20 protein-coding genes are annotated in these 21791 nt (G+C 59.2%); 6 read left to right on the forward strand and 14 right to left on the reverse strand.

The genetic code is table 11. From position 1 onward, the window contains the following. Positions 1-106: 106 nt before the first annotated feature. Complete coding sequence (locus tag QP965_RS02395; RefSeq protein WP_284844101.1) at positions 107-1672, forward strand: aspartate-alanine antiporter-like transporter; 1566 nt, start codon at positions 107-109, stop codon at positions 1670-1672. Between the two features lie 72 nt (positions 1673-1744). Here the strand turns inward: QP965_RS02395 and QP965_RS02400 are convergent, their stop codons facing one another. Together QP965_RS02400 and QP965_RS02405 are read right to left on the reverse strand one after the other, a co-directional pair. Then, the gene (locus QP965_RS02400) at positions 1745-3379 is read right to left on the reverse strand and encodes a peptide chain release factor 3 (RefSeq protein WP_239227990.1); all 1635 of its coding nucleotides are present in this window, start codon (positions 3377-3379) and stop codon (positions 1745-1747) included. Positions 3380-3403: 24 nt separating this feature from the next. Further along, on the reverse strand, positions 3404-4240 hold the full coding sequence (locus QP965_RS02405) for an SDR family NAD(P)-dependent oxidoreductase (protein ID WP_284844100.1): 837 nt from the start codon (positions 4238-4240) through the stop codon (positions 3404-3406). Positions 4241-4320: 80 nt separating this feature from the next. Here QP965_RS02405 and QP965_RS02410 point away from each other — a divergent pair, with 80 nt between their 5' ends. Both QP965_RS02410 and QP965_RS02415 read left to right on the forward strand, forming a co-directional pair. Next, positions 4321-5673, forward strand: coding sequence for a TrkH family potassium uptake protein (locus QP965_RS02410; protein ID WP_284767640.1), 1353 nt, complete (start codon positions 4321-4323; stop codon positions 5671-5673). Then, entirely contained in the window at positions 5666-6358 is a 693-nt protein-coding gene (locus tag QP965_RS02415) for a potassium channel family protein (protein WP_239277808.1), read from the forward strand. The genes QP965_RS02410 and QP965_RS02415 overlap by 8 nt, the downstream gene beginning before the upstream one ends. Here QP965_RS02415 and pth (QP965_RS02420) read toward each other — a convergent pair. Continuing rightward, positions 6355-7002, reverse strand: coding sequence for an aminoacyl-tRNA hydrolase (pth, locus tag QP965_RS02420; protein WP_239277809.1), 648 nt, complete (start codon positions 7000-7002; stop codon positions 6355-6357). The two genes, QP965_RS02415 and pth (QP965_RS02420), sit on opposite strands and share 4 nt — an antisense overlap. Before the next feature lie 34 nt (positions 7003-7036). Here pth (QP965_RS02420) and QP965_RS02425 point away from each other — a divergent pair, with 34 nt between their 5' ends. Further along, positions 7037-8020, forward strand: a complete 984-nt coding sequence (locus QP965_RS02425; protein ID WP_284767636.1) for a nitronate monooxygenase — start codon at positions 7037-7039, stop codon at positions 8018-8020. Between the two features lie 64 nt (positions 8021-8084). After that, positions 8085-9539, forward strand: a complete 1455-nt coding sequence (locus QP965_RS02430) for a glyceraldehyde-3-phosphate dehydrogenase (RefSeq protein WP_502869239.1) — start codon at positions 8085-8087, stop codon at positions 9537-9539. A gap of 140 nt (positions 9540-9679) precedes the next feature. On the opposite strand, the gene QP965_RS02435 is transcribed toward QP965_RS02430, so the two are convergent. From QP965_RS02435 to QP965_RS02485, 11 genes are all read right to left on the reverse strand, one after another. After that, entirely contained in the window at positions 9680-11170 is a 1491-nt protein-coding gene (locus QP965_RS02435) for an ABC-2 family transporter permease (protein ID WP_284767635.1), read from the reverse strand. Beyond that, positions 11163-11876: an ATP-binding cassette domain-containing protein gene (locus tag QP965_RS02440; protein WP_284844098.1), complete on the reverse strand. Its 714-nt coding sequence runs from the start codon at positions 11874-11876 to the stop codon at positions 11163-11165. Before QP965_RS02440 ends, QP965_RS02435 begins: the two co-directional genes overlap by 8 nt. 86 nt (positions 11877-11962) lie before the next feature. Next, a complete protein-coding gene (locus QP965_RS02445; RefSeq protein WP_284844097.1) occupies positions 11963-12622 on the reverse strand; it encodes a response regulator transcription factor in 660 nt (219 codons plus the stop codon). Further along, positions 12615-13793 (reverse strand): sensor histidine kinase, encoded by a 1179-nt coding sequence (locus tag QP965_RS02450; RefSeq protein ID WP_284844096.1) that lies wholly within the window; start codon positions 13791-13793, stop codon positions 12615-12617. The genes QP965_RS02445 and QP965_RS02450 overlap by 8 nt, the downstream gene beginning before the upstream one ends. 29 nt (positions 13794-13822) lie before the next feature. Next, positions 13823-14710, reverse strand: coding sequence for a polyphosphate kinase 2 (gene ppk2, locus QP965_RS02455; RefSeq protein ID WP_284821648.1), 888 nt, complete (start codon positions 14708-14710; stop codon positions 13823-13825). 76 nt (positions 14711-14786) lie between these two features. Continuing rightward, complete coding sequence (locus tag QP965_RS02460) at positions 14787-15647, reverse strand: fumarylacetoacetate hydrolase family protein (protein ID WP_284844095.1); 861 nt, start codon at positions 15645-15647, stop codon at positions 14787-14789. Between the two features lie 5 nt (positions 15648-15652). Beyond that, positions 15653-16183: an aminoacyl-tRNA hydrolase gene (gene pth / locus QP965_RS02465; RefSeq protein WP_284844094.1), complete on the reverse strand. Its 531-nt coding sequence runs from the start codon at positions 16181-16183 to the stop codon at positions 15653-15655. Positions 16184-16274: 91 nt separating this feature from the next. Continuing rightward, entirely contained in the window at positions 16275-16925 is a 651-nt protein-coding gene (locus QP965_RS02470) for a 50S ribosomal protein L25/general stress protein Ctc (protein ID WP_284767628.1), read from the reverse strand. A 242-nt stretch (positions 16926-17167) separates the two neighbouring features. Beyond that, on the reverse strand, positions 17168-18142 hold the full coding sequence (locus tag QP965_RS02475) for a ribose-phosphate diphosphokinase (RefSeq protein ID WP_239277820.1): 975 nt from the start codon (positions 18140-18142) through the stop codon (positions 17168-17170). A 15-nt stretch (positions 18143-18157) separates the two neighbouring features. Then, positions 18158-19603, reverse strand: a complete 1446-nt coding sequence (gene glmU / locus QP965_RS02480) for a bifunctional UDP-N-acetylglucosamine diphosphorylase/glucosamine-1-phosphate N-acetyltransferase GlmU (protein ID WP_284844093.1) — start codon at positions 19601-19603, stop codon at positions 18158-18160. Positions 19604-19670: 67 nt separating this feature from the next. Continuing rightward, positions 19671-20867 (reverse strand): MFS transporter, encoded by a 1197-nt coding sequence (locus QP965_RS02485; protein ID WP_284814622.1) that lies wholly within the window; start codon positions 20865-20867, stop codon positions 19671-19673. Positions 20868-20989: 122 nt separating this feature from the next. Between QP965_RS02485 and QP965_RS02490 the strand changes: the two genes are divergently transcribed. Next, positions 20990-21706 carry a trimeric intracellular cation channel family protein gene (locus QP965_RS02490; RefSeq protein ID WP_225747260.1) on the forward strand — a complete coding sequence of 239 codons (717 nt, stop codon included), beginning with the start codon at positions 20990-20992 and terminating at the stop codon, positions 21704-21706. Positions 21707-21791 lie beyond the last annotated feature (85 nt).

Raw genomic sequence — 21791 nt, forward strand, 5'->3', positions numbered from 1 at the left:
TGGCCCCTGACGAAAAGGGCTTAAGCAGTAGCGATGCCATTGGTGGTCGTTAAAGAATGTGCCTTTCACGTGGCACTTTGAGGGAAGATGCCTAAAATATTCCAGCGTGTTAGCAATTTTTGATGGAAATATATGGCTGAGCATCTTTTTCATAGTGCTGCTCGGCACGCTATTTGGCATGATCCCCTTCGGTCCGCTGCGCTTTGGCGCGGCGGGCACGCTGTTTATGGGCTTGGCCTTCGGCTCATTTATTGATCTAGATAAAGACATCTTAAGCTCCCTGCAAGAGCTGGGATTGGGACTCTTTATTTATATGCAGGGCCTGTCCGCCGGTGAGCGCTTCTTCAAGGGCTTTTCCAAGCAGATGAAGCACATGCTCACGGCGGCCATTGCGATTGTGGTGGCCGCGGGCGCAGCCCTCCTCTTTGGCGGCATGCTGGGGCTGGATACCCTGGCTTCCGTTGGTGTATTCGCCGGCGCCACGACCTCGACGCCGTCGCTGGCAGTTGCCCAGCAACAAACCGGTGAAGAGCTACCCGCCGTGGGCTACTCGCTGGGCTATCCCGTGGGCGTGGCGGTGGCCATTTTGGTCGTGGCATTCCTGCTCAAGCAGAATTGGCCCGCCAAGCACGATAAGGACAATTCGGCCTCCAAGATCTTCCGCTCCCGCACCATTCGCGTTACCAAAGACGTGAACTACGACGACTTGGAAGAGCAGTTCAAGGATCACTTTGTTATCGCTACCATTCGCCGCGGTAATAAGGTCCGTGTTGCCGGCGATCGCCCCGAACTGCGCAAAGGTGATATTCTGCGCGTGATGGTCACCAAGGCCAAGGCCCGTGAACTGACCCAAATGCTGGGCAAGCGTCAGCCGCAAACTCCGTTCGTGGATAAGCGCCTGGTCATCGAAACCGTGGCTATTTCTAACCAAGATATTGCCGGCCGCACCGTTGAGGAGCTCAACCTGTTCTCCCGCTATGGCGGTCGCATCGTGCGCGTGCAGCGCGGCGATGAGGAATTCTTGGCCAATAATGAAACTCACCTGGCTTCCGGCGATATCCTCGAGCTCATCGTGAAGTTTGACCGCTTGGGCGACATCAAGGATTACTTCGGTGACTCAATTAAGTCCTACTCCGAGCTGAACTGGGTAGCGTTGGGCGGTGGCCTCTTCCTGGGTTACCTGCTGGGCCAGGTCGTGGTTCCGATGCCGGGTGGCGCTTCCTTCGAGCTGGGCTTTGCGCTTGGCCCGCTGATTACCGGCCTTATCCTCGGTGCGCTGCACCGGACCCGCCGCATCCCATGGCAGGTGCCGGCCTCCATCAATACTGCGTTCCAGCAGTGGGGTCTAGTCATCTTCCTTGCTTCTGTCGGCCTATCTTCCGGCGAGGCATTCCTGTCCACCGCCTTCTCCTGGATGGGCCTGAAGTGCATGATCCTCGCCGCCATTGTCACAGTGGTGGTTTCGATCCTATTCGCTGTAGCGAATCGCTTCATAGGTCAGTCCGAAACCCGTACCTCTGGCGGACTCTCTGGCATCTTCGCCCAGCCGGCCGTGGTCAACTACGCCACGGGGGTTAGCTCCGACTCGCGCATCATGACCGGTTATGCGGCCACCATTGTGGTGGGGCAGGTGGTCAAGATTGCCGTTGTCCCTGTGATGTTGATGGTTTAACACTCAACGGAAAAGGCCGCTTCCCAGAACGGGAAGCGGCCTTTTTCTCTGCTATGTGGACCTGTGTGGTTTCTAATCCGCCACGAGGGTTTCCATAGTGAGCTCTGGGTGTTCCTTCTCAATGAAGGCGAGCTTCCACTTATCGCCAAAGAGCGCGATGAGCTCGCCATCTTGGCGGGTAAAGATTTCCACGCCACGCTGACGGCCGAGCTCTGGGGCGGATTCGGCATCGGTGCGGCGAGCCACGGAATAGGGGATAGGCTCGGTGACGGTTTCCACGTTGTATTCGAACTCCATGCGGGCCTGCATGACCTCGAACTGCATGGGGCCCACCGCTGCCATGACAGGGGAGGCATCGCCACGCGCCTCGTTCTTGAGGATCTGGACCACGCCTTCGGCCGCCAGTTGCTCCAGTCCCTTGCGGAAGGCCTTGTACTTGCCCAGCGACTTCGCGCGCAGAATGCGGAAGGCCTCCGGCGCGAACTGCGGCATGGGCTTGAATTGCACCTTCTTGCCGGAATAGATGGTGTCACCAGGGGCAAGCGAGCCAGCGTTGACCAAACCCACGATATCGCCCGGATAGGCGGTGTCCACGGTATCGCGCGTGCGACCAAAGACAGTCAGGGCGTACTTGGTGGAAAAGCTGCGGCCGGACTGGGCATGGTTGACTTGCATGCCGCGCTCGAATTCACCGGAGACCACGCGCATAAAGGCGAGATTATCGCGGTGCTTTTGGTCCATACCCGCCTGGACCTTGAAGACGACGCCAGAGAAATCATCGCTAACCTCGCGGACCTCATCAATGGCGCTGGTGGCAGCCTCAACTGCCTTCGGATCGGAGTCGCGTGAGTGCGGAGCCGGGGCGATGGCGCATAGGGTATCCAAAATCTGGTGCACGCCAAAGTTCAGCATCGCAGAAGCAAAGATGAGTGGGGAGGTTACACACTGCTCAAATAGCTCCTGGTCATGCAGGGCACCATCGGCGGCAAGCAGCTCGGCTTCCTCGACCGCGGTCTCCCACACGTCTTCTTCCTTCTCACCGGCGGCATCCGGATCGAAGTGTTCCTCCGGGGCGATAGTGGAACCACCAGCGGTGCGGATGAAGTGGATATACTCATCGGCCTCGCCGTCATCGTTGATATGCGCCAGGCCGCGGAAGTCACCGGCGATGCCCACCGGCCAGTACAGGGGAGTGGGCTGCAACTGGATTTCGTTGACGATTTCGTCGACAAGCTCCAAGGGCTCGCGGCCCACGCGGTCCCACTTATTGATGACGGTAACGATAGGCAGGCCGCGGGCCTTGCACACGCGGAAGAGCTTAAGAGTCTGGGGCTCGAGGCCCTTGGCGGCGTCGATAAGCATGACTGCCGCATCCACCGCGGTGAGCACGCGGTAGGTATCCTCCGAGAAGTCCGCGTGGCCCGGGGTATCAACCAGGTTGATCATGTAGGGCTCGCCCTCGTGGCCCTCCGGCGCATACTCGAACTGCAGCGCTGAGGAAGCCACGGAAATACCGCGGTCCTTTTCCATATCCATCCAGTCAGACACGGTGGACTTGCGGTTGCCCTTGCCGTGGACCGCGCCGGCCTCATTAATAACGTGTGCGTGCAGCGCCAGCGCCTCCGTCAGCGTGGACTTACCAGCATCCGGGTGGGCGATAACGGCAAACGTGCGGCGGCGCGAGGCCTCAGAAACGACAGAACTCATGCGGCATAGTCTAGTGGTTTCGCGCTACCACTCCACATTGAGGCGGCGCCCCAAATCATCAAAGACGCGGCGAGCCACCGACAGCTTCTTCGCAATGGGGCGCTGCAGGCCAGGTTTGCGCTTGTCGTTGTAGTATTCGCCGGATTCAAAGTGGATTCCCTCGGTGCCGGTCAAAAAGTAGGCGAGGTTATCGCCGCCTTCGGCAGGCTTGCCAAAGGTCTTGCCAATCAGCCCGGAATACATCTTGGACATCATGCCGGTAGAGGACTTGGAAAAGTCAGTGGCAAGCACGCCAGGGTGGAAGGACACCGCGGAAAGCCCGTGGGCGTCGAGATAACGGGTGAACAGGATATCGCCCAGCTTGGCGTTGCCGTAGGCACGCTCGGGGCTGAAGTGCTCCAGCGTATTGGGATCGTTCAGGTCAAAGTTGGACATGAGGAAATTAGCTAGCGAAGCCGTCTGGACCACGTTTGCGTTATCCGCGCGCAGCTTGTCCTGTAGCAGCGAGGTCAACAGGAAGGGTGCCACCACGTTGACCTGCCAGGTGCGCTCAAATCCATCGGCGGTGGTAGACGGGCCGTCAAAAATGCCGCCGGCATTATTGCCCAAGGCGTGGATATGCTCCAGGCCCTCCAAGTCCTGTGCCAAGCGGCGAACTTGGCCCAGGGATTCAAAATCCGCCAGGAAGTACTGGCCGTCGACTTCCTCGGCCACCGCGCGGGTCTTTTCCGGATTGCGGCCGACGATAACCAGGTTGTCTTGTGGCCGGGTGCGGTGCAACTGACGAGCAGCCGCGGCGCCCAATCCGCCGGATGCGCCGGTAATCACAATGGTCTTGGCAGTGCTATTTGGCGAAGTCATAGCACCAATCCTAACCGCCCACCGAGGGCAGCACCGGCCAGCAGTTTCCCTGCGCCTTAAGCAGGTCTATACTTCCGCTGGTGAAACACTTGCTTTCCATACGGCAGTGGGGCCCGGCGCGATTGACCGCGGCTGGCTTCCTCTTGCTGATTCTGGTGGGAACGGTTTTGCTCATGCTGCCGTTCGCAGAGGCCGGCACCGCCCGCGCTTCCTTCCTGTCTGCCCTTTTTACCGCCACGTCTGCGGTATCGCTGACCGGGCTTATCGTGGTGGATACCGGTAGCTTCTGGAGCCCAGCTGGCCAGGTCGTCATCTTGGCGCTGATTCAACTTGGCGGCCTAGGCATCATGTCGCTCGCCTCGCTATCTGGCCTGCTATTTACCGGCCGGATTAGCTTTAAGGCTCGCAAAACCGGTGCCTATGAGGGGCGCCCCATCGCCCCCGGTGGTATCCGCAAGACGCTGATTTTTACCTTCGTCTTTACCGCGGTGGCTGAGACCATCATCGCCATCATTGTGGCCGCACGCTTGATGATTGGCTATGGGTACTCCTTTCCGCGCGCGGTGTGGGAAGGCATCTTCCATGCGGTATCTGCATTTAACAATGCCGGCTTCAGTACCAATAGCGATAACCTGGTGCCCTTTGTTTCTGATGCCTGGATTTTGCTGCCGTTGGCCGCCGCCTTAATCGGTGGCGGTTTAGGTTTTCCGGTGTGGGCGGAGCTGGTGCGCTTGGTACGCCGCGATCGCCATGTGGTCCATCGCATTTCCATTACCGCCCGCATGACCCTAGCGGCCACGACCGTGCTTTTGCTCGCCGGTGGCGTCTTCTTCGCGTGCATGGAGTGGACCGGGCTTTTGTCCTCGATGTCGCTGGGGGATAAGTTGCTCAACTCTTTCTTTGCCAGCGCTTCTCCGCGCACGGCGGGCTTTAACGCCATTGATTATGGGCAGGCACACCCCATTACGCTGATGGGCACCGACATTTTGATGTTCATCGGTGGTGGCTCGGCCGGTACGGCCGGCGGTATTAAAGTCACCACCGCCTGCGTGCTCTTGGCTGCCATGGCCGCGGAGTTTTCGGGCCGGGAAACCACCACCATTGGCCACCGCAGCCTTCCGCGATCGGTGACTCGCCAGGCCCTAGCCCTGAGCTTTGCCGGCGTCATGGTGGTCACGTTGGGCGTGGCGGCGCTGCGCTTTTTTGATCCGGAGTTTAGCGGTGATCAAGTCTCCTTCGAAGTTCTTTCTGCTTTCGCTACGGTGGGCTTGTCCACCGGAATTACCGCAAGCCTGTCTGCGCCCTCGCAGATAGTGCTGTGCCTCATCATGTACCTGGGCCGCGTTGGCCCAACCACCTTGGTAGCAGCGCTGGCGGCGAAATCCGTCAGCCGGCGCTATAGCTTCCCCGAAGAAAGGCCGTTCCTTGGCTAATATTCTCAAGGCGCTGGGACGCACCCGCGCCGGCATCGATATTCCACCCGTCGTCGTTATTGGACTAGGCCGATTTGGCTCCTCGCTTGCTCATGAGCTGATGGCCAATGGGGTTGAGGTCCTCGGCATCGACTCCAGCGAAAAGCGCGTGCGCGAAGAAGCACCTTACCTCACCGAGACCATTGCGGCCGATACCACCGACCCAGAGGCCTTGCGCCAGCTGGGCGTGGAGGAGGTCGAGCGCGTCATCGTCGCCATCGGCTCCCACTTGGAAGATTCCATCCTCACCGCGTCCAATCTGGTGGAGTTGGGGGTCAAAGACATCTGGGCCAAGGCTGATTCGGAGGCACACGCGCGTATTCTCAGCCAGATTGGCACCCACCATGTCATCCGGCCAGAGCGTGATACCGGCCGCCGCGTGGCTTACCTTTTGGGCGGGCGTTTCCGTGATTTTGCGGAGATTGCCACCGATTATGGCGTGACCCAGATGGCCGTTCCTAGCTCATTGGTGGGCCGGCCGCTCGACCTTTCTGCCATCTGGCGCACGCACCGCGTGCAATTGGTCTCTGTGCGCCGCGCGGAAGGGGAGTGGGCCCCGCTTGCCGACGCCACCGAGCTCACCCCCACCGATTTCATCGTCGCCGCCGGCAGCCCCAAGGCACTAGAAAAATTTTCCCAGTGCTAGCGCGAGTGGATCTGGTTCTGGGCCTTGCCTAGCCCGTCCGTCACGATGAGGCGGGCGGCCTCGGCCGCGGTGGCGATGGCGTCATCAAAGCCAGCGCCCGCATCCACGGGGCCCAGTACGTAATCCGGAATGGACGAACCCTTGGGCGGCCGGGCAATGCCAATGCGCACGCGCAGATAGTCGCGGGTGCCCAAGCGCTCGGTGAGCGACTTGAGGCCGTTGTGCCCGTTTTCATTTCCACCCTGCTTGATCCGGATCTTATTGGCCGGAAGGTCCAGCTCATCATGGAGAACAATGACGTGATCTGGGGCGATGCCTAGCTTCTGTGCCAGCGGCGCTACTGGATCGCCAGAAAGATTCATAAACGTGCCCGAACGCACGGCAAGTACTTTCTGTCCCGCCCAGCTAAGTGGCGCGACCTGCACATCCATCCCACGAACCGGCTCCAGCACGTCTCCGCTTGCGGCTAGCAGATCATCGATGGCCATATAGCCCACATTGTGGCGGGTAGCGGCATACTTCGCGCCGGGATTGCCCAGGCCCACAATAAGCCACTCCGCCTCTAGCTCGTCCGGATTGAGGCCTGGTGTGGGTTTATTCTTCGAGCCAAAGAACCGCGCGAAAAAATCTCCTAAAGGTGCCACTGCACTAGCTTCCTCTCTCAGTAAGGTGGGTGCTATGAGTCAGGTTATAAGCTCCCTTTCCCGTAGCGTAATCCCCGCGCCCATGGCCGGCGGTCCCACCACCCCGGAACTAGTGCGCGCCGCCCATGCCGCCGGTTCTTTTGGCACCTTAGGTGTGGGCTCTGCCAGCATAGACACTGCCCGCACACAGATTGACCAGTGCACCGGCATTCCGTTTGGGGTAAACCTCTTTTGCCCACAACAGCCGCTTTCCGGGGTGCAACGTGCCGCCGCACGCGAGCTGGCGCAAGCAGAAAACCAGCCACTGCCTGATCCCGATTACTCCTTTGGCTTTGAAGAGAAGCTGGACCTAGCGTTGCGCGGCGGTGCCCGCGTGGTGTGGTCTATGTTTGGCACCTTCACACCCGAACAGATAGAGCGAATCCACGCCGCGGGCGCAGAGGCCTGGACCACCGTCACCACTTCTGCGGAGGCAACCGCCGCCACACGTCGGGGCGTCGACGTGCTCTGCGTCCAAGGCCCAGCCGCCGGCGGCCATCGCGGAACCTGGGACTTAGCCGCGACACCCGATTCCCGGGACTTGGAGGAATTGGTGTCCGACGTGCATACCGCAGCCCCAGAAGTTCCCCTCATTGCCGCCGGCGGCCTGCGCACCGCAGACGATATAGCCACCGCTATGTCCTGGGATGGCGTCGCCGCATGTTCCTGTGGTTCCGCATTCTTGCTCACCGAAGAGGCAGGAACGAGTGACTACAACCGGCAGCTACTGCGCCGTGGTGGGCAAACCGTGTCTACCCGTGCTTTCTCGGGCCGCTTTGCTCGTGGACTAGAAACTCAGTACACCCGCAGTCACCCCAACCTTCCACCGGTTTATCCGCTCTTGAACCCTGTGCTTAAGGAACGCCGTGCGCAGCACGATGATGCCGTAGCTTACTGCCTCGTAGGTACCGACGTGGCAAAAATTAACGGGGGTACTGTGGCCAACATCCTGAACGATCTATGCCAAAACCCACACTAGTAAGCGCTAATATTTATGTTTGAAGATTTAATGCCACCCCCGTGACAGAAAAGGAATGAATTACGTGACTGCGAACGCACATGTTGGCCATGATGATTGGAACGAGCGCCTCGAGCTGGCGCAGCAGATGATTCCGCTCATCCACCAGCTGCACCGCAACAATAACGTTGTCACCACCATCTTCGGCCGCCCACTGGTGGGACAGACCGATATCGACATCATCAAGTCTCATCGCTACGGCCGCCGCATTGCGCAGCGCCACCTGTCCACGGCGGAGACCCTGCCTATCCTGGTGGAATTGGCAGACATGAATCTGGGCGCCGCAAGCGTCGACCTCGGCCGCTTGGTCCTCGGGTGGGAGGAATCCAACGAGGAAAACCTCCGCATGTACTTGGAAGGCGAGCTGTGCGAGATCGTCGGTGCTGGCGTTGACCTAGAGACCACCGACGTCGTCCTTTACGGCTTCGGCCGCATCGGACGCCTGCTGGCCCGCCTGCTCGTCGCCCGCGAGGCAGCATACGGTGGCGTTCGCCTGCGCGGCATCGTCCTGCGCAAGAAGGGCGATGGTGACATCCTCAAGCGCGCTTCCTTGCTGCGCCGCGATTCCGTCCACGGTGCTTTCAACGGCACCATCTCTGTCGACGAGGAAAACGAGGCTATCTGGGCTAACGGCACCAAGATCCAGATGATCTATGCCAATGATCCCGCCGAGATCGATTACACCTCCTATGGCATCAATAATGCCATCTTGGTGGACAACACTGGCGCATGGCGCGACCGCGAGGGTCTGTCTCAGCACCTCAAGGCCAAGGGCATCTCCCGCGTGCTGCTGACCGCACCGGGCAAGGGCGATATCAAGAACATCGTCTACGGCATCAATAACGACAACATCAGCGATGAGGATCAGATTCTCTCCGCTGCATCCTGCACCACCAACGGCATTACCCCTGTTCTCAAGGTCATCAACGACCGCTACGGTGTAAACCACGGCCACGTGGAGACCGCGCACTCATTCACCAATGACCAGAACCTCATCGATAACTACCACAAGGGCGATCGTCGCGGCCGCGCTGCAGGCCTGAACATGGTGCTTACCGCTACCGGCGCAGCCAAGGCTGTGGCTAAGGCTCTGCCGGAATTTGAGGGCAAGCTCACCGGCAACGCCATCCGCGTTCCTACCCCGGACGTGTCCATGGCCGTGCTCAACCTCGAGCTGTCCAAGGAAGTAGAGCGCGATGAGGTCAACGACTTCCTCCGCAACGTTTCCCTGCACTCGGACCTGCGCCAGCAGATTTCCTACATTGCCTCCCCAGAGGTTGTTTCCTCTGACTTCATCGGCAATACCCACGCCGGCATTGTCGACGGCGTTGCTACCATCGCCTCCGGCAAGCACCTGGTGCTCTACGTGTGGTACGACAACGAGTATGGCTACTCCAACCAGGTAGTACGCATCGTAGAAGAGCTGGCGCACACCCGCCCGGTTGTTCTGCCGAAGCGCGTATCTCCTTCTGAGCTCTAAGTTCACCTAGCTCTAGCCCGCGGTTTCCGCGGGCTTTTGCCGTTTTATCCTTGTGTCCCGGTGCTGGGCCGATATTGCGGCCGCGTTGTTGACTCAAAACGGACCGAAGTGCCGGATATCGTGGCTGCTTTGTAGCGTTTCTACCCTGTGGGCCGCAGAGCAGTAGTCCGTAGTAACCGTGTGGATGCCCATGAACCAGCGACAGCAATCAACAACGTCAAAAGCGCCGCGACGGTGTAGCGTCCAGGAGAATCGGCATTCATCGGCCACACTGGAAAGGCAAGGAGCCACAAGAAGGTCTTGGCTAGTACATCACCGCCGAGGGTTACGGAGACTATCGTGCCTACGATAGTGAAGGCGAGCGCGCTCAAAATACCGAAAAGCAGCACGATAACTAGGGAAACTACTGTGATGGCAAAGCCCACCCCCACAGCCAGAGGCAACTGTGCTGCTGCGGCCGTGGCAGAACCACCAGAGCAGACCATCGCGAGCGATGCGGCAGAACACACGAGCACAACAGTGCCAAGTAGCCACAAAAGGAGTGCGATTGGGCTATAGCGCGACTCAATATAACTGAGAGGCCACGAGGGCGCGAGAAGGGGCCACACCATCACGGGAAGGATCCCCGCACCTACCGGTAGCAATAAGAAGAGGAAGAACCCTTCTACATAGCTAGGCGAGTAGATAGCGGAGAGGAAAACCAGAGCCAGTGCGGTTAAAGCTAGGCAGGCGATGAGTGCGGGGCTCAAAGCGGCACGATGAAGTCCGCGCACCGCGCCCAAAAGCCGGGAACGAGCGGCGGCACGAGGTATAACTGCGGGGGTCCAAGTTCCAGCAGCGGTAGTTGGTGCGGCAGTAGTAGCAGGTGCCTCCGCGCGGCGGAGCAGAGAAAGAGGTCGTATGCGGCGAGGAGTAAGGATTGCGGCGCAGGCACCGACTACCGCCAATAGGAGACATAGCACCGCAGCGGGCAATGGACTTTCATGCAGCAGCGGATCTCCCGGATCGAGAGGAACGGAATTCTGATGAATGCGCAGTGCAGGAAGTAATAGCCGCAGCGGCCATGCTGGCGGGAAAGCCCACCACGCATTGCCTTCGACAATGCTCGGTAAAACACTAACTACCTGCCAGACAATACCTGCAACGAGCGCGGCGGCAAGACCACAACGACGTGCACTCGCTGCAGCGAGACCGGCGATACCGATGGCGCCCAGGAAGGAATAGACTCCAGCTACTAGTAGCAGTTGATGGTTCGCTCGTCCTTGAAGTGCGACCACTGCCCAGGAAACTCCGAAATTCAGGAGATGGAAGGCCGCAAGGCTGGCGAGTATGACAAGAAAGCGGGATGCCTGTTCATAGTGAGGATTGACTTTCCGCCACAGCGTACCGCCGCTCCGGGTACGGGCCTCTCGGTGTTCGGGAATAGTGGCAAAAAGCGCAATGAGAGGTGCATACATGCCCGTGATGAACATGGACTGCCATCCTAAGACGCCAGTAGCGTCCTTCGCGGAAGAAGCAAAGGAGGAAAATAGTACGGTCATCACCACGAGCGGTATGGCTAGGAGCGGGAGCCATTGCAGCGCGCTACCGCGGCTGCGCAGGAGCTCGGCGGAAAGGTAGCGCTTAAACATGGCGCTCACCATCCGGAGACGTCAGGCGGAAAAATTCTGCTTCAAGTTGACCACTAGGAGCCAAGTTCTCCAGTGCGCCGGAATAGCGAATGGAACCCTCAGCAAGGATGGTGATGTCTTGGGCTAGATGGACAATCTCGCCGAGCTGATGTGAGCTCACGATTACGGTGTGGCCGACAGAAGCAAGCTTTTGCAAGAGGTGCCGCAGTTCTACAATGCCTTGCGGATCAAGGCCATTTTGTGGTTCATCCAGCACAAGGATTTCTGGATCGCCTAGGAGAGCCTGGGCCAAGGCGAGGCGTGCCTTCATACCGGTAGAAAAAGACTTTGCCTTTTTGGAACCAACTTCGCTGAGACCGGCGATGGAGAGCACGCGGTCGACCTCAGCCTCCGGCAGCCCGAGCAATCTAGTATGTACGCGAAGATTGGCTGCAGCAGAGAGATGCGCGTAAAAGGCAGGGCCGTTGACGGAGGCACCAACGTGGTCGAGGACTTCACGAGACCAGGGAACGCCATCTACTTTAACCATCCCGGAATCGGCGGAGAGCAGGCCTAAAAAGATCGAAAAGAGCGTAGATTTTCCGGCGCCATTGCGTCCCAATAAGGCGTGGACGCGACCAGGCGCGATGCGAAAATCTACGTCGCGCAAAACCATGTGAGGCCCAAAAGACTTGGAGACGTGTTCAAAGGAGACTTCATAATTCATACTGCGTAGTCTCGCGCGCTGGGACGCGAATATCTTCCGCCCACAAGACGGACTTTGCAGCGAACATCTCCTACCGTAGTAGGAGACTAGGCAATTCCAGCGCGCTGAGCCAGCAAAACTAGCGCCACTCGGTCGCGTGCGGCAAGCTTGGAAAGTAGCGCCGAGACATGTGTCTTTACCGTCGTGTCAGCGATGACCATCTCGGCGGCGATTTCAGAATTCGTGGCCCCGCGGGCGATGAGCGAAAGTACCTCCATCTCGCGCCGGGTAACCAGGCTAAGCCCTTGGCGTTCCTGCGCGCTCAATTGTCCACGGGTAAGGGCGGTGCGGTAGGTCTCCAGGACCGGTCCAGTTACCTGAGCAGCCAGTACCGATGCGCCCTTGGCGACGTCCCGGACAGCCCCCGCCAGCACCTCCGGATCGGCATCTTTGAGCAGAAATCCATGTGCGCCAGCGGCGATAGATTGAGCCACCAAATCGTCTTCATTAAACGTGGTGAGCATGATGACGCGGCAGTCAGGGACGCGAGAAAGGATTGCTTGGGCCGCGGCGATACCGTCCATTCCCGGCATTCGGATATCCAGGATGGCTACATCAATGCGGTGGCTCATCGCCGCGGTGACGGCATCTGAGCCGGTATTGGCGGTGGCCACGACCTCAATATCATCCTGTGCGTTAAGGATGGTAGACAATGCGGCAACAAGCATCGCTTGGTCATCGGCGAGCAGGACACGAATCTTAGACACGGCTTTCCTTCTGCAACGGTAGTTCGGCGCGCACGATGAACTTTTTGGCATCGCCCCGGGTTTCTAGATTTCCACCCAAAGCGTGAGCGCGTTCTGCAATGCCAACAAGACCCACACCGCTGCCGGGCACTTGGCTGGCAGTTGGGGAGGGGTTGGTAGATTTAAGGGCGATCTGGGCGACGTCGGCTAGCACTAGCTCTACTTCCACCCGTGTACCGGCTCCTTGATGCCGCAACGCATTAGTTAGGCCTTCAGAAATGATGCGCACCAGTGCCAACTGCGTGAGTGCTGGAACTTCGCAATTTTGCGGCAGGCGGGCCGAAATGTCCAAGCCTGCCGTGCGGAAGCCATCGATGATTCCCTCGATGTGCTCTAGCTGCGTGGTTGGCTTCAGTGTGGTGGGACCAGTGCTGCGCAGTGCCGTGACGATGCCGCGTACCTCTTCCAACGCAGAATCTGCACCATCGCGAATGCTGGCCAGCGCTTCCTCGGCAGCTTTAGCGTCTGATCGCCCGGCAATGATTCCAGCATTCGCCTGAACCTTTATCAAAGTTAGGGAATGGGCCAGAACATCATGCAACTCTCGTGCGATGAGCAATCGCTCTTCCTCTTGGGCTTGGTGGAAACGCTTTTGGGCTAGGCGCTCGCGCTGGCGTGCCAAGTCGAAGTAGCGTGCGGCGGCGAAGTAGGTAGTGCCCAAAGCAGCCCAGTGCACCACCAGCATGGCCAAGAAGCGCCGGTCTAGCTGGTAGTGCAGCAGGAATGACTCCGGATCAATGCGCCACATGAATGGCGAGATGAAGGAGCCAAGAATCGCCAGCGCCAGTACCGTGCGGGGAATAACGCGGTGCGTGACATAGCGGGAGGTGGCATACACCGCCATGGGTGCAGTCAGGGCCCAGGGGGTAAGCCCTAGATTGGTGGGCAGCTGGCTCATCCAAGCCACGGCCCATGCCGCGAGCAGCACAATAAAGCCCGTGGCACTGAGCACGGGACGGCTCCGCCAGACCCACATAAATGGCAGGAATAGCAACGATAGACCTGCCTGAATAATCTCAATTATGCTGGGATTCTTCGCGGCAGAAATCACATAAAACAGCGCAATGAGCACCGCCACCGCAGTGAGGATTTTATCTCCTAAACGCGCTTGCGCGACGGTGTCAGTGCTCATGAATGAAGATAGTAATACAGCCGGTGCTGCTACTTCTTCTTATCCTTCTTCTTGCCCTTCTTGGACGTCTTCTTCGCTGTCTTCTGTTCGGACTTGCGCTCTAGCTTTGCAGCGACGTCTGGCACGTAGCGGAACTCTTCGCGGGCAGGGCGTTCATAGGTTTCGCCATCGGAATCCGGGCGCTGCGGAATTTCCGGCATCTCGTGCTCGAGCTTCTCGTACGGAATGGTGCTCAGAAGGTGCGAAATGACGTTAATACGGGAGCGCTTCTTGTCTTCTGATTCCACGGTGTACCACGGCGCAGTTGGGGTATCGGTGTGGATGAACATCGCATCCTTGGCACGGGAGTAGTCCTCCCAGCGGGTAATGGACTGCAGATCCATAGGGGAGAGCTTCCAACGGCGCAGCGGATCGTTGCGGCGGGATTCAAAGCGCTTAATCTGCTCTTCATCAGAAACAGAGAACCAGTACTTGCGCAGCATGATTCCGTCTTCGACCAGCATCTGCTCAAAGGTGGGTGCTTGGTGCAGGAAGCGGACATATTCCTGATCGGTGCAAAAGCCCATGACGCGCTCGACACCGGCGCGGTTGTACCAGGAGCGGTCAAAGATGACGATTTCGCCCTTGGTGGGAAGCTTTTCCACGTAGCGCTGGAAGTACCACTGGCCCTGTTCGCGAGAGTTGGGAGCGGGCAGCGCCTCGATGCGGCAGGTGCGCGGGTTGAGGTACTGGGTGATGCGCTTAATCGCGGAGCCCTTGCCGGCGGCGTCGCGGCCCTCCATGATGATGACTACGCGGGCGCCGGTTTCAACGACCCACTGCTGCATGTCCACGAGCTCTGCTTGGAGGCGTTCGAGCTCCTTTTCGTAGGCCTTCTTGTTGAGTTTCTTAGGGGCTTTACTGCTTTTTGTGCTCATTAATCCAGCTTAACCGGCGCAAGCGGCTGGGATGAAAACGGGACCGCCCACTTTGGAGTGAGAACCTGGGCACAGCTTAGGAACAAGTACAGCCGGGGCCGCAGCCGGGTTCGCCATAGCGGGTGGTATTGGAAATATGCCCCAAGCCTTCGATGGCGATGGTGACGTTCTGACCGTCCTCGATAAATTGCTGCGGGGTGCGGGCAAAGCCCACGCCCTCCGGCGTGCCGGTAACGATGACGTCGCCCGGATTGAGCGGATAGAGCTGTGAGCAGAATTCGATGAGCTCAGCTACGGAAAAGATGAGGTCATCGGTATTATCGCGCTGCCTTTCCTCACCGTCTACGGTCGTGGTGAGGACAGCTCCGGACCCCGGTGACCACTCATCCGCGGTGGTAAGCCAAGGACCGAAGCCGGCGGTGCGATAAAAGGATTTACCGGCATGGAACTGGCTAGTCTGGCGTTGGAAGTCACGCAGCGTGTAGTCATTCATGATGGCGTAGCCGGCCACATAATCTAGGGCCTCGTCGCGGTTGACGCGGTGGGCGCGCTCGCCGATGATGACCGCCAATTCACCTTCATAATCCAGCTTCTGTGTGCCATATTCGGGAATGAAGACATCATCATAGGGGCCGGTGAGGGCATCGGCGAACTTGATGAACAAGGTGGGATGTTCGGGGAATTCGCGTCCCATCTCGCGAATGTGCTTGGCGTAATTGAGTCCAACGCAGATCACTTTGCCGGGAGTTGGTACGACGGCCTCCAAATCAGCGTGGTTAAAGACCACGGGCTCGCCGGAAAGCTGGGCGGCTTTGCGCCAATCTTCGCTGCGCAGTAGCTGGCCGACGTCTTCATAATCCAATTCAACACCCACGTTATCGTCGTCGATGCGGATAGCGGAAGTGCCAAAGCCAGTGCGTAGGGTAGCCAATTTCATGGCGACTATCCTACGCGCAAGACCTCCTCGACCGCGTCGGCGCAAAGGATGGGGATTTCTGCCTTTTCCTGCTTTGCCCAAGGCTTAAGCACAAACGACGCCGGGTCCATGCGCCCCGGTGGGCGCCCGATTCCTACCGAAAGGCGCTGATAGTCTTTGGTGCCTAGGGACTTTGTGGTTGAACGCAACCCATTGTGGCCATGGTCGCCGCCACCTTTGCGGAGCTTAATGGTGCCGAAATCGAGTTCTAGCTCATCGTGGATAACGATGATGTCAGCGGCAGAGAGATGAAAGTATTGGGCCAAAGCCTTGATCGGACCGCCGGAAAGGTTCATAAAGGACCGTGGCTTTGCACAGATAATCTTGCGGCCGTCAGCTATGCCCTCAGCGACTTCGGTGTTGGTCTTTTTGTGTACCGAAAAGCTGCTCATGAGCTCTCCTGCAAGTTCGTCTGCCACATCGAAGCCGATATTGTGCCGGGTGCCTGCGTACTTGGGGCCGGGGTTGCCAAGGCCTACTACGAGAAGTGGAGTCACGCGCTCAATTGTCTCATAGGCCGAGAGAAAAACGGCAAGGCCGCCGTGAGAAGCGAATCTCACGGCGGCCTTGCGTGTGAAGGGGAGGGGATTACTCCTCGGAGTCGGAGGACTCTGCGCCCTCGTCGACGGACTCGGCGCCAGCGTCAGCGCCGCCTTCCTCAGCAGCCTCGGCTGCTTCCTCGAGCTCCTCATCAACCTCAGGCAGGGAGATGGAGACGATAACGGTGTCTTCCTCTGCCACCAGGGTGGTGTCTTCCGGCATGGTGAGGTCGGCAGCGGTGACAACTGCGCCGTCCTCGAGGCCCTCGATGGAAACCTCGATCTCCTCCGGAATGTTCAGTACGTCTGCCTCAACCAGCAGTACGTCAGCATCCTGGATGTGCATGGTGCCTGGGGCCGGCTCGCCGGTCAGGGTCAGCGGAACCTCAACCTCAACCTTCTCGCCGCGCTTAATAGCCAGCAGGTCAACGTGGTCGATGTCGAAGGTCAGGACGTTCTGGTCAACGTGCTTAACCATGGTCAGGTACTGCTCGCCGTCAATCTCCAGCTCCAGAACGGCGTTGACGCCGTTGTTGCGGACGAGGGACTGGATGTCCAGCAGCGGAACTGCGAAGTGGACCGGCTCCTGGTGGGAACCGTAGATGACGCCTGGAACCTTCCACTCGCGGCGCAGGCGGCGTGCGACACCCTTGCCAAATTCGGTACGTGCTTCAGCCTTAATTACTGGGCGCTGTGCCATGCTTCATTCTCCTTAGTTAAAGTAGTGCGGCGCGGCCAACGCGACAAAAACGACGAAAGCCTGCCGATGGACGTCTTGGACGAGTCATCGCAGGCGTATATAAAAAGCAACATGCTCTAACTTCAATCGCGTCGATAACGGCTTCCTCATCCTGAGGTCGCCCTCGCCGAGACTGAGTTAGATTAGCACGTGCACCAGAAGCAAATCAAAAGCCGCCGAGGGAAATCTCGGCGGCCCTGCGCTTAGGCGCGGTCGAAAAGGGTGGTCACGGAACCATTCTCAAAGATCTCGTGGATGGTCTGTGCCAATAGCGGTGCAATGGACAGCACCGTGAGGTTGGACCAGCCCTCGGTGGACTGCGGGAGGGTATCGGTGGTGATAACTTCCTCCGCGCCGCACTCGGACAGGCGCTCGCGGGCTGGGTCAGAGAAAACGCCGTGGGTGCAGGCGATGATGACCTTCTTCGCACCGGCGTCCTTCAGAACGCGCACGGCGCCGGCGATGGTGCCACCGGTGTCAATCATGTCGTCGAGAAGCACGCAGTCCTTGCCCTCTACATCGCCGACCACGCGGTTGGATACCGTCTTATTAGCCTCAGTGTTGGAGCGGGTCTTGTGCACGAAGGCCAGCGGGGCATCGCCCAAGTCGTGGGCCCACTTTTCTGCCACCTTCACGCGGCCAGCATCCGGGGAGACCACGGTGATGTTATCGGTGGCGTACTTGGACTTGATGTAATCGGTCAGGATGGGCTGAGCGTGCATGTGATCGACCGGGCCATCGAAGAAGCCCTGGATCTGATCGGTGTGCAGGTCCACGGACACGATGCGGTCCGCACCAGCAGTCTGCAGAAGGTCTGCCACCAGGCGGGCGGAAATTGGCTCGCGGCCCAGGTGCTTCTTGTCCTGGCGTGCATATGGGTAGAAGGGCAGGATGGCGGTGATGCGCTTAGCGGAGCCGCGCTTCAAAGCATCGATCATGATGAGCTGCTCCATTAGCCACTTGTTGAGCGGCTGAGTGTGAGACTGCATTACGAAGCAGTCGGCACCACGCACGGACTCTTCAAAGCGAATGAAGATTTCGCCGTTGGCGAAGTCGCGGGCGGTGGTAGGAACCAGATCAGTCTTGAGCTCCTTAGCCACAGCCTCCGCCAACTCTGGGTGTGCACGCCCAGAGAAGAGTTTCATGTTCTTGCTGCTACCAGTTACCTTGCCAGTCATGGGAGAATATGCCCCTTACTTTTCGTTGTCCTGCGCACGGGCTGCGGCCTCAGCCGCGGGAGTACCCGGACGCTTCTTTTGAACCCAGCCCTCGATGTTGCGCTGTTTGCCACCGGAGACTGCGAGTGCTCCCGCAGGAACATCGTCTTTAATTACTGTACCCGCACCGGAGTATGCGCCATCACCGACATTGACCGGAGCGATAAACATTGTGTCAGAACCGGTGCGCACGTGGCTGCCGATGGTGGTGTGGTGCTTGTTCACGCCGTCGTAGTTCACAAAGACGGAGGAGGCACCGATATTGGACTGCTCGCCCACGGTGGCATCGCCGATATAGGTCAGGTGCGGAACCTTGGAGCCGCGGCCAATCTGGGCGTTCTTTGCCTCTACGAAGCCGCCGAGCTTTCCGTCCTCGCCCACCACGGTCTTCGGGCGGATATAGGTAAACGGGCCGACCTTAGCGTTGGTACCAATGACGGAATCGCTGCCATGGGTGCGCACGACAGAAGCGCCCTCGCCCACCTGCATATTGGTCAAGGTGGTGTCGGGGCCGATCTCGGCGTTATCGGCGATGCTGGTAGTGCCCCACAGCTGCGTGCCTGGGTGAATAATGACATCGGAGCCCACGGTGACGTTGACACCAATCCAGGTGGTTTCCGGATCCACGATGGTGGCCCCTCCGCGCATCGCCTTTTCTACCATGCGGCGGTTGAGCTCACGGCCGGCAGCGGCAAGCTGCACGCGGTCATTGACGCCCGCGAGTTCGGCCGGATCTGCTGCTACGTGCGCGCCGACGCCGTGCCCCGCGGTACGGGCAATCTCAAGCACATCGGTGATATACAGCTCGCCTTGGGCGTTATTGGAGTCGAGCTTCTGGAGGGCATCGGCAAGCACGCGCCCATCAAAGGCGAAAACGCCGGAATTGACCTCATTGACCTGGCGCTGTTCTTCGGTGGCATCCTTTTGCTCCACGATGGCAGACACGCTGCCATCCTCAGCGCGAATGATGCGGCCGTAACCGGTCGGGTCATCGAGGCGCATCGAGAGCACAGTGACCGCGTTGCCCTGCTCGGTGTGGGTGGCGCGCAGGCCCTCGATGGTCTCTGGGGTAAGCAGTGGGACATCGCCGTTGGTGACAATGACAGTTCCCTCGAAGTCCGGAATCGGCTCCAAGCCGCAGGCCACGGCATGACCGGTACCCAGCTGCTCCTCCTGCACCGCCTGGAGTACCTCGCAGTCCAGCTCCTGGGCGATGGCATCCACGGCGGGGGAGACCTGATCGCGCTGGTGGCCCACCACCGTCACGATGCGCTCCGGGTTGATCCCGGCCGCAGCGTGCAGAGCGTGGCCGAGCAAGGTGCGCCCGCCAATCTCATGCAAGGTCTTCTGCTTGGTGGACTTCATGCGGGTGCCGGCGCCAGCCGCAAGGACGACGACAGCACACGAGGTTGTTGCTACCACGGGTTATTGAACTCCTGGGGTCGAGTCTGATTCTTATCCGGACTACATCCTATAGCCCAAGTGCGATTTATGTGTGAGAAACCTCTTTCAGGCCGCGGGCGCGCCACACGCCGAGGAAACCAATGAGGGCAAGGAAAAGCAGCGCTGCCTCGGGGCCGGCCAGTGCCACCACGGAGGAAATGCCACCGACGATGAGGAGGATAATGCCCATCATCGTATTGGCCGCACCTACATACTGGGTGCGCTTATCGCCGCCGGCCATATCCACCACGTAGGTCTTTCGCGCCACGCGAATGGCCGTGTGCGCCAAGTTCACAGCAAAGAAACCAATCGGCATGACCCAGGCATTGACCGCATCCGGTGCCCAGTGCGAGCTGGCGACCAAAAGCACCAGCACGACGGAAGCCACGGCCGCGCCCACGGCCATGGTGTTTTTAGAGGACTTATCCGAATACACCCCGGAGATGCGCCCGCCCACCAGGGAGGCTAGGCCTGAAGCAAGCACAAATCCGTAGAGCCCGGAAAGGTTGCTGCTGAGCAGCACAATAAAAGAGGTAGATAGCGCCGACACGAGCAAGAGCGCGCGGACGATGACGAAGTTGCGAAATTGGCCGTCGCTAGTAAAAAGCTGCCAGGTATCGCGCCACCACTGCTTATCGATGCCCCCTTCGGTTTCCTCTGGCACCGGCTCATCCACGCCCGAAAAGACCCACGCGGCAATGGCCCACGTGGTCGCACCAATGGCGAGGACCGTGCCCATCATGGGAATGCTGAGCTCGCCCAAAAAGTAGAGGATAATGCCGGTCAGCAAAGTAGCACCGCCACCGAGGGCTGCCGCGCTACCGGTCACCTGGCCGCGCGCGCCCTTGGAAATGGTGCGCGCCTGCACGTCCTTGCCCGCAATCGAGCACAGCGCGCGGAAAAGCGAGAGCGCGGCCAGCGCCAGCAGCACAATGATGCCTAGGATTGCCCCGCGGGTAAAAAATGCCGCGAGCGCGATGACCGCGGCGGATACTGCTTGGCCCAAAGAACCGATAATCCACAGGCGCTTGCGGGCCCTATGCGTAGTCACCCACGGGGTCAGCGCCGCCTGCGGCAGCATCGAACCGGACTCGCGGATAGGGGTGAGCAGACCGGTAAAGAACGCAGGCACTCCGGCCGCACTAAAGAGCGCGGGCAGCACCGTCTTGGCAGCAACAATCTGATCGCCCAAATTTTGCAGGCCATTGGACCAGATGAAATACCGGGCATTGGATTTAGACATGAGAAATGCGATCTTTCAGAGAAACGAGTTGGTTAAATAAGAGCCATGCTGACACGCCGGAGAGTAAAACACGGCCGCAGTCACGCCGAAATTCTACCCGCGCGGCAGGAGGCCTAAGAATCATGCACGATGTCGATCCCCTCATCAATTCGCTGTACCAAGCCTTCGATCTTCTCGGCGTGGTTTTGAATGGCATCATTGGTGGCACCCTTGCCCGCCGCCGTGAATTCGACATTGTGGGCTTCGTGTTCCTCGCCCTCTTTTCTGGGTTGGCCGGTGGCATGATCCGTGACATGCTCATCGGGGATGGAGCAGCGGCAGCGATCTCAGACCCGTGGTATCTCGGCCTTGCTTGCTGCGGTGCACTCATCGCATTCCTCATTGATCTCAAGGGCAAGGCGTGGGAGCTATTCCGCGAACACGGCGATGCCATCATCCTCGGCGTGTGGTCCACCACCGGCTGCGTTAAGGCGCTCACCCACGGCATGCCACTTATTCCCTGTGTCTTCCTGGGCGTGCTTACCGCAGTGGGCGGGGGAATGGTCCGCGATATTGCCTCCGGGGAAATCCCGTCCATCTTTGGCGGCAGCCCCCTGTATGCCGTGCCCTCTATCCTCACCGGCATCGTCATGGTTACCTTTGCCGATTACGGACAGTTTGCTCTCGGCATGGTGGTCGCACCGATCGTCGGCAGTGGCATGGCCATCGTGTCCTATTGGCGCGGCTGGGTCCTGCCCCGTGCCGGTGTAGCCCCCGTTAATTACACCGCCGCCCAAGTGGCGGCGATTGCGAAGAAGGCCGAGCTGAAAGGCTTTCGACGCGGCAGGAAGAAAAACTAAAAAAGCTTCCCCACCAGGACTCGAACCTAGAATGACGGTACCAAAAACCGTAGTGTTGCCGATTACACCATGGGGAACCACAGCA

This window comes from Corynebacterium sp. MSK074, from assembly GCF_030229735.1.
Classification (GTDB): Bacteria; Actinomycetota; Actinomycetes; order Mycobacteriales; family Mycobacteriaceae; genus Corynebacterium.

What these genes read in the sequence shown, in the direction of transcription:
- QP965_RS02490 (WP_225747260.1), top strand. Translation starts at nt 20,990, where the DNA reads ATGCACGATGTCGATCCCCTCATCAATTCGCTGTACCAAGCCTTCGAT.
- QP965_RS02425 (WP_284767636.1), top strand. Translation starts at nt 7,037, where the DNA reads ATGAGTCAGGTTATAAGCTCCCTTTCCCGTAGCGTAATCCCCGCGCCC.
- QP965_RS02400 (WP_239227990.1), bottom strand. Translation starts at nt 3,379, where the DNA reads ATGAGTTCTGTCGTTTCTGAGGCCTCGCGCCGCCGCACGTTTGCCGTT.
- QP965_RS02475 (WP_239277820.1), bottom strand. Translation starts at nt 18,142, where the DNA reads ATGACTGGCAAGGTAACTGGTAGCAGCAAGAACATGAAACTCTTCTCT.
- QP965_RS02440 (WP_284844098.1), bottom strand. Translation starts at nt 11,876, where the DNA reads ATGAATTATGAAGTCTCCTTTGAACACGTCTCCAAGTCTTTTGGGCCT.
- QP965_RS02485 (WP_284814622.1), bottom strand. Translation starts at nt 20,867, where the DNA reads ATGTCTAAATCCAATGCCCGGTATTTCATCTGGTCCAATGGCCTGCAA.
- QP965_RS02470 (WP_284767628.1), bottom strand. Translation starts at nt 16,925, where the DNA reads ATGGCACAGCGCCCAGTAATTAAGGCTGAAGCACGTACCGAATTTGGC.
- QP965_RS02460 (WP_284844095.1), bottom strand. Translation starts at nt 15,647, where the DNA reads ATGAAATTGGCTACCCTACGCACTGGCTTTGGCACTTCCGCTATCCGC.
- QP965_RS02405 (WP_284844100.1), bottom strand. Translation starts at nt 4,240, where the DNA reads ATGACTTCGCCAAATAGCACTGCCAAGACCATTGTGATTACCGGCGCA.
- QP965_RS02450 (WP_284844096.1), bottom strand. Translation starts at nt 13,793, where the DNA reads ATGAGCACTGACACCGTCGCGCAAGCGCGTTTAGGAGATAAAATCCTC.
- ppk2 (WP_284821648.1), bottom strand. Translation starts at nt 14,710, where the DNA reads ATGAGCACAAAAAGCAGTAAAGCCCCTAAGAAACTCAACAAGAAGGCC.
- QP965_RS02435 (WP_284767635.1), bottom strand. Translation starts at nt 11,170, where the DNA reads ATGTTTAAGCGCTACCTTTCCGCCGAGCTCCTGCGCAGCCGCGGTAGC.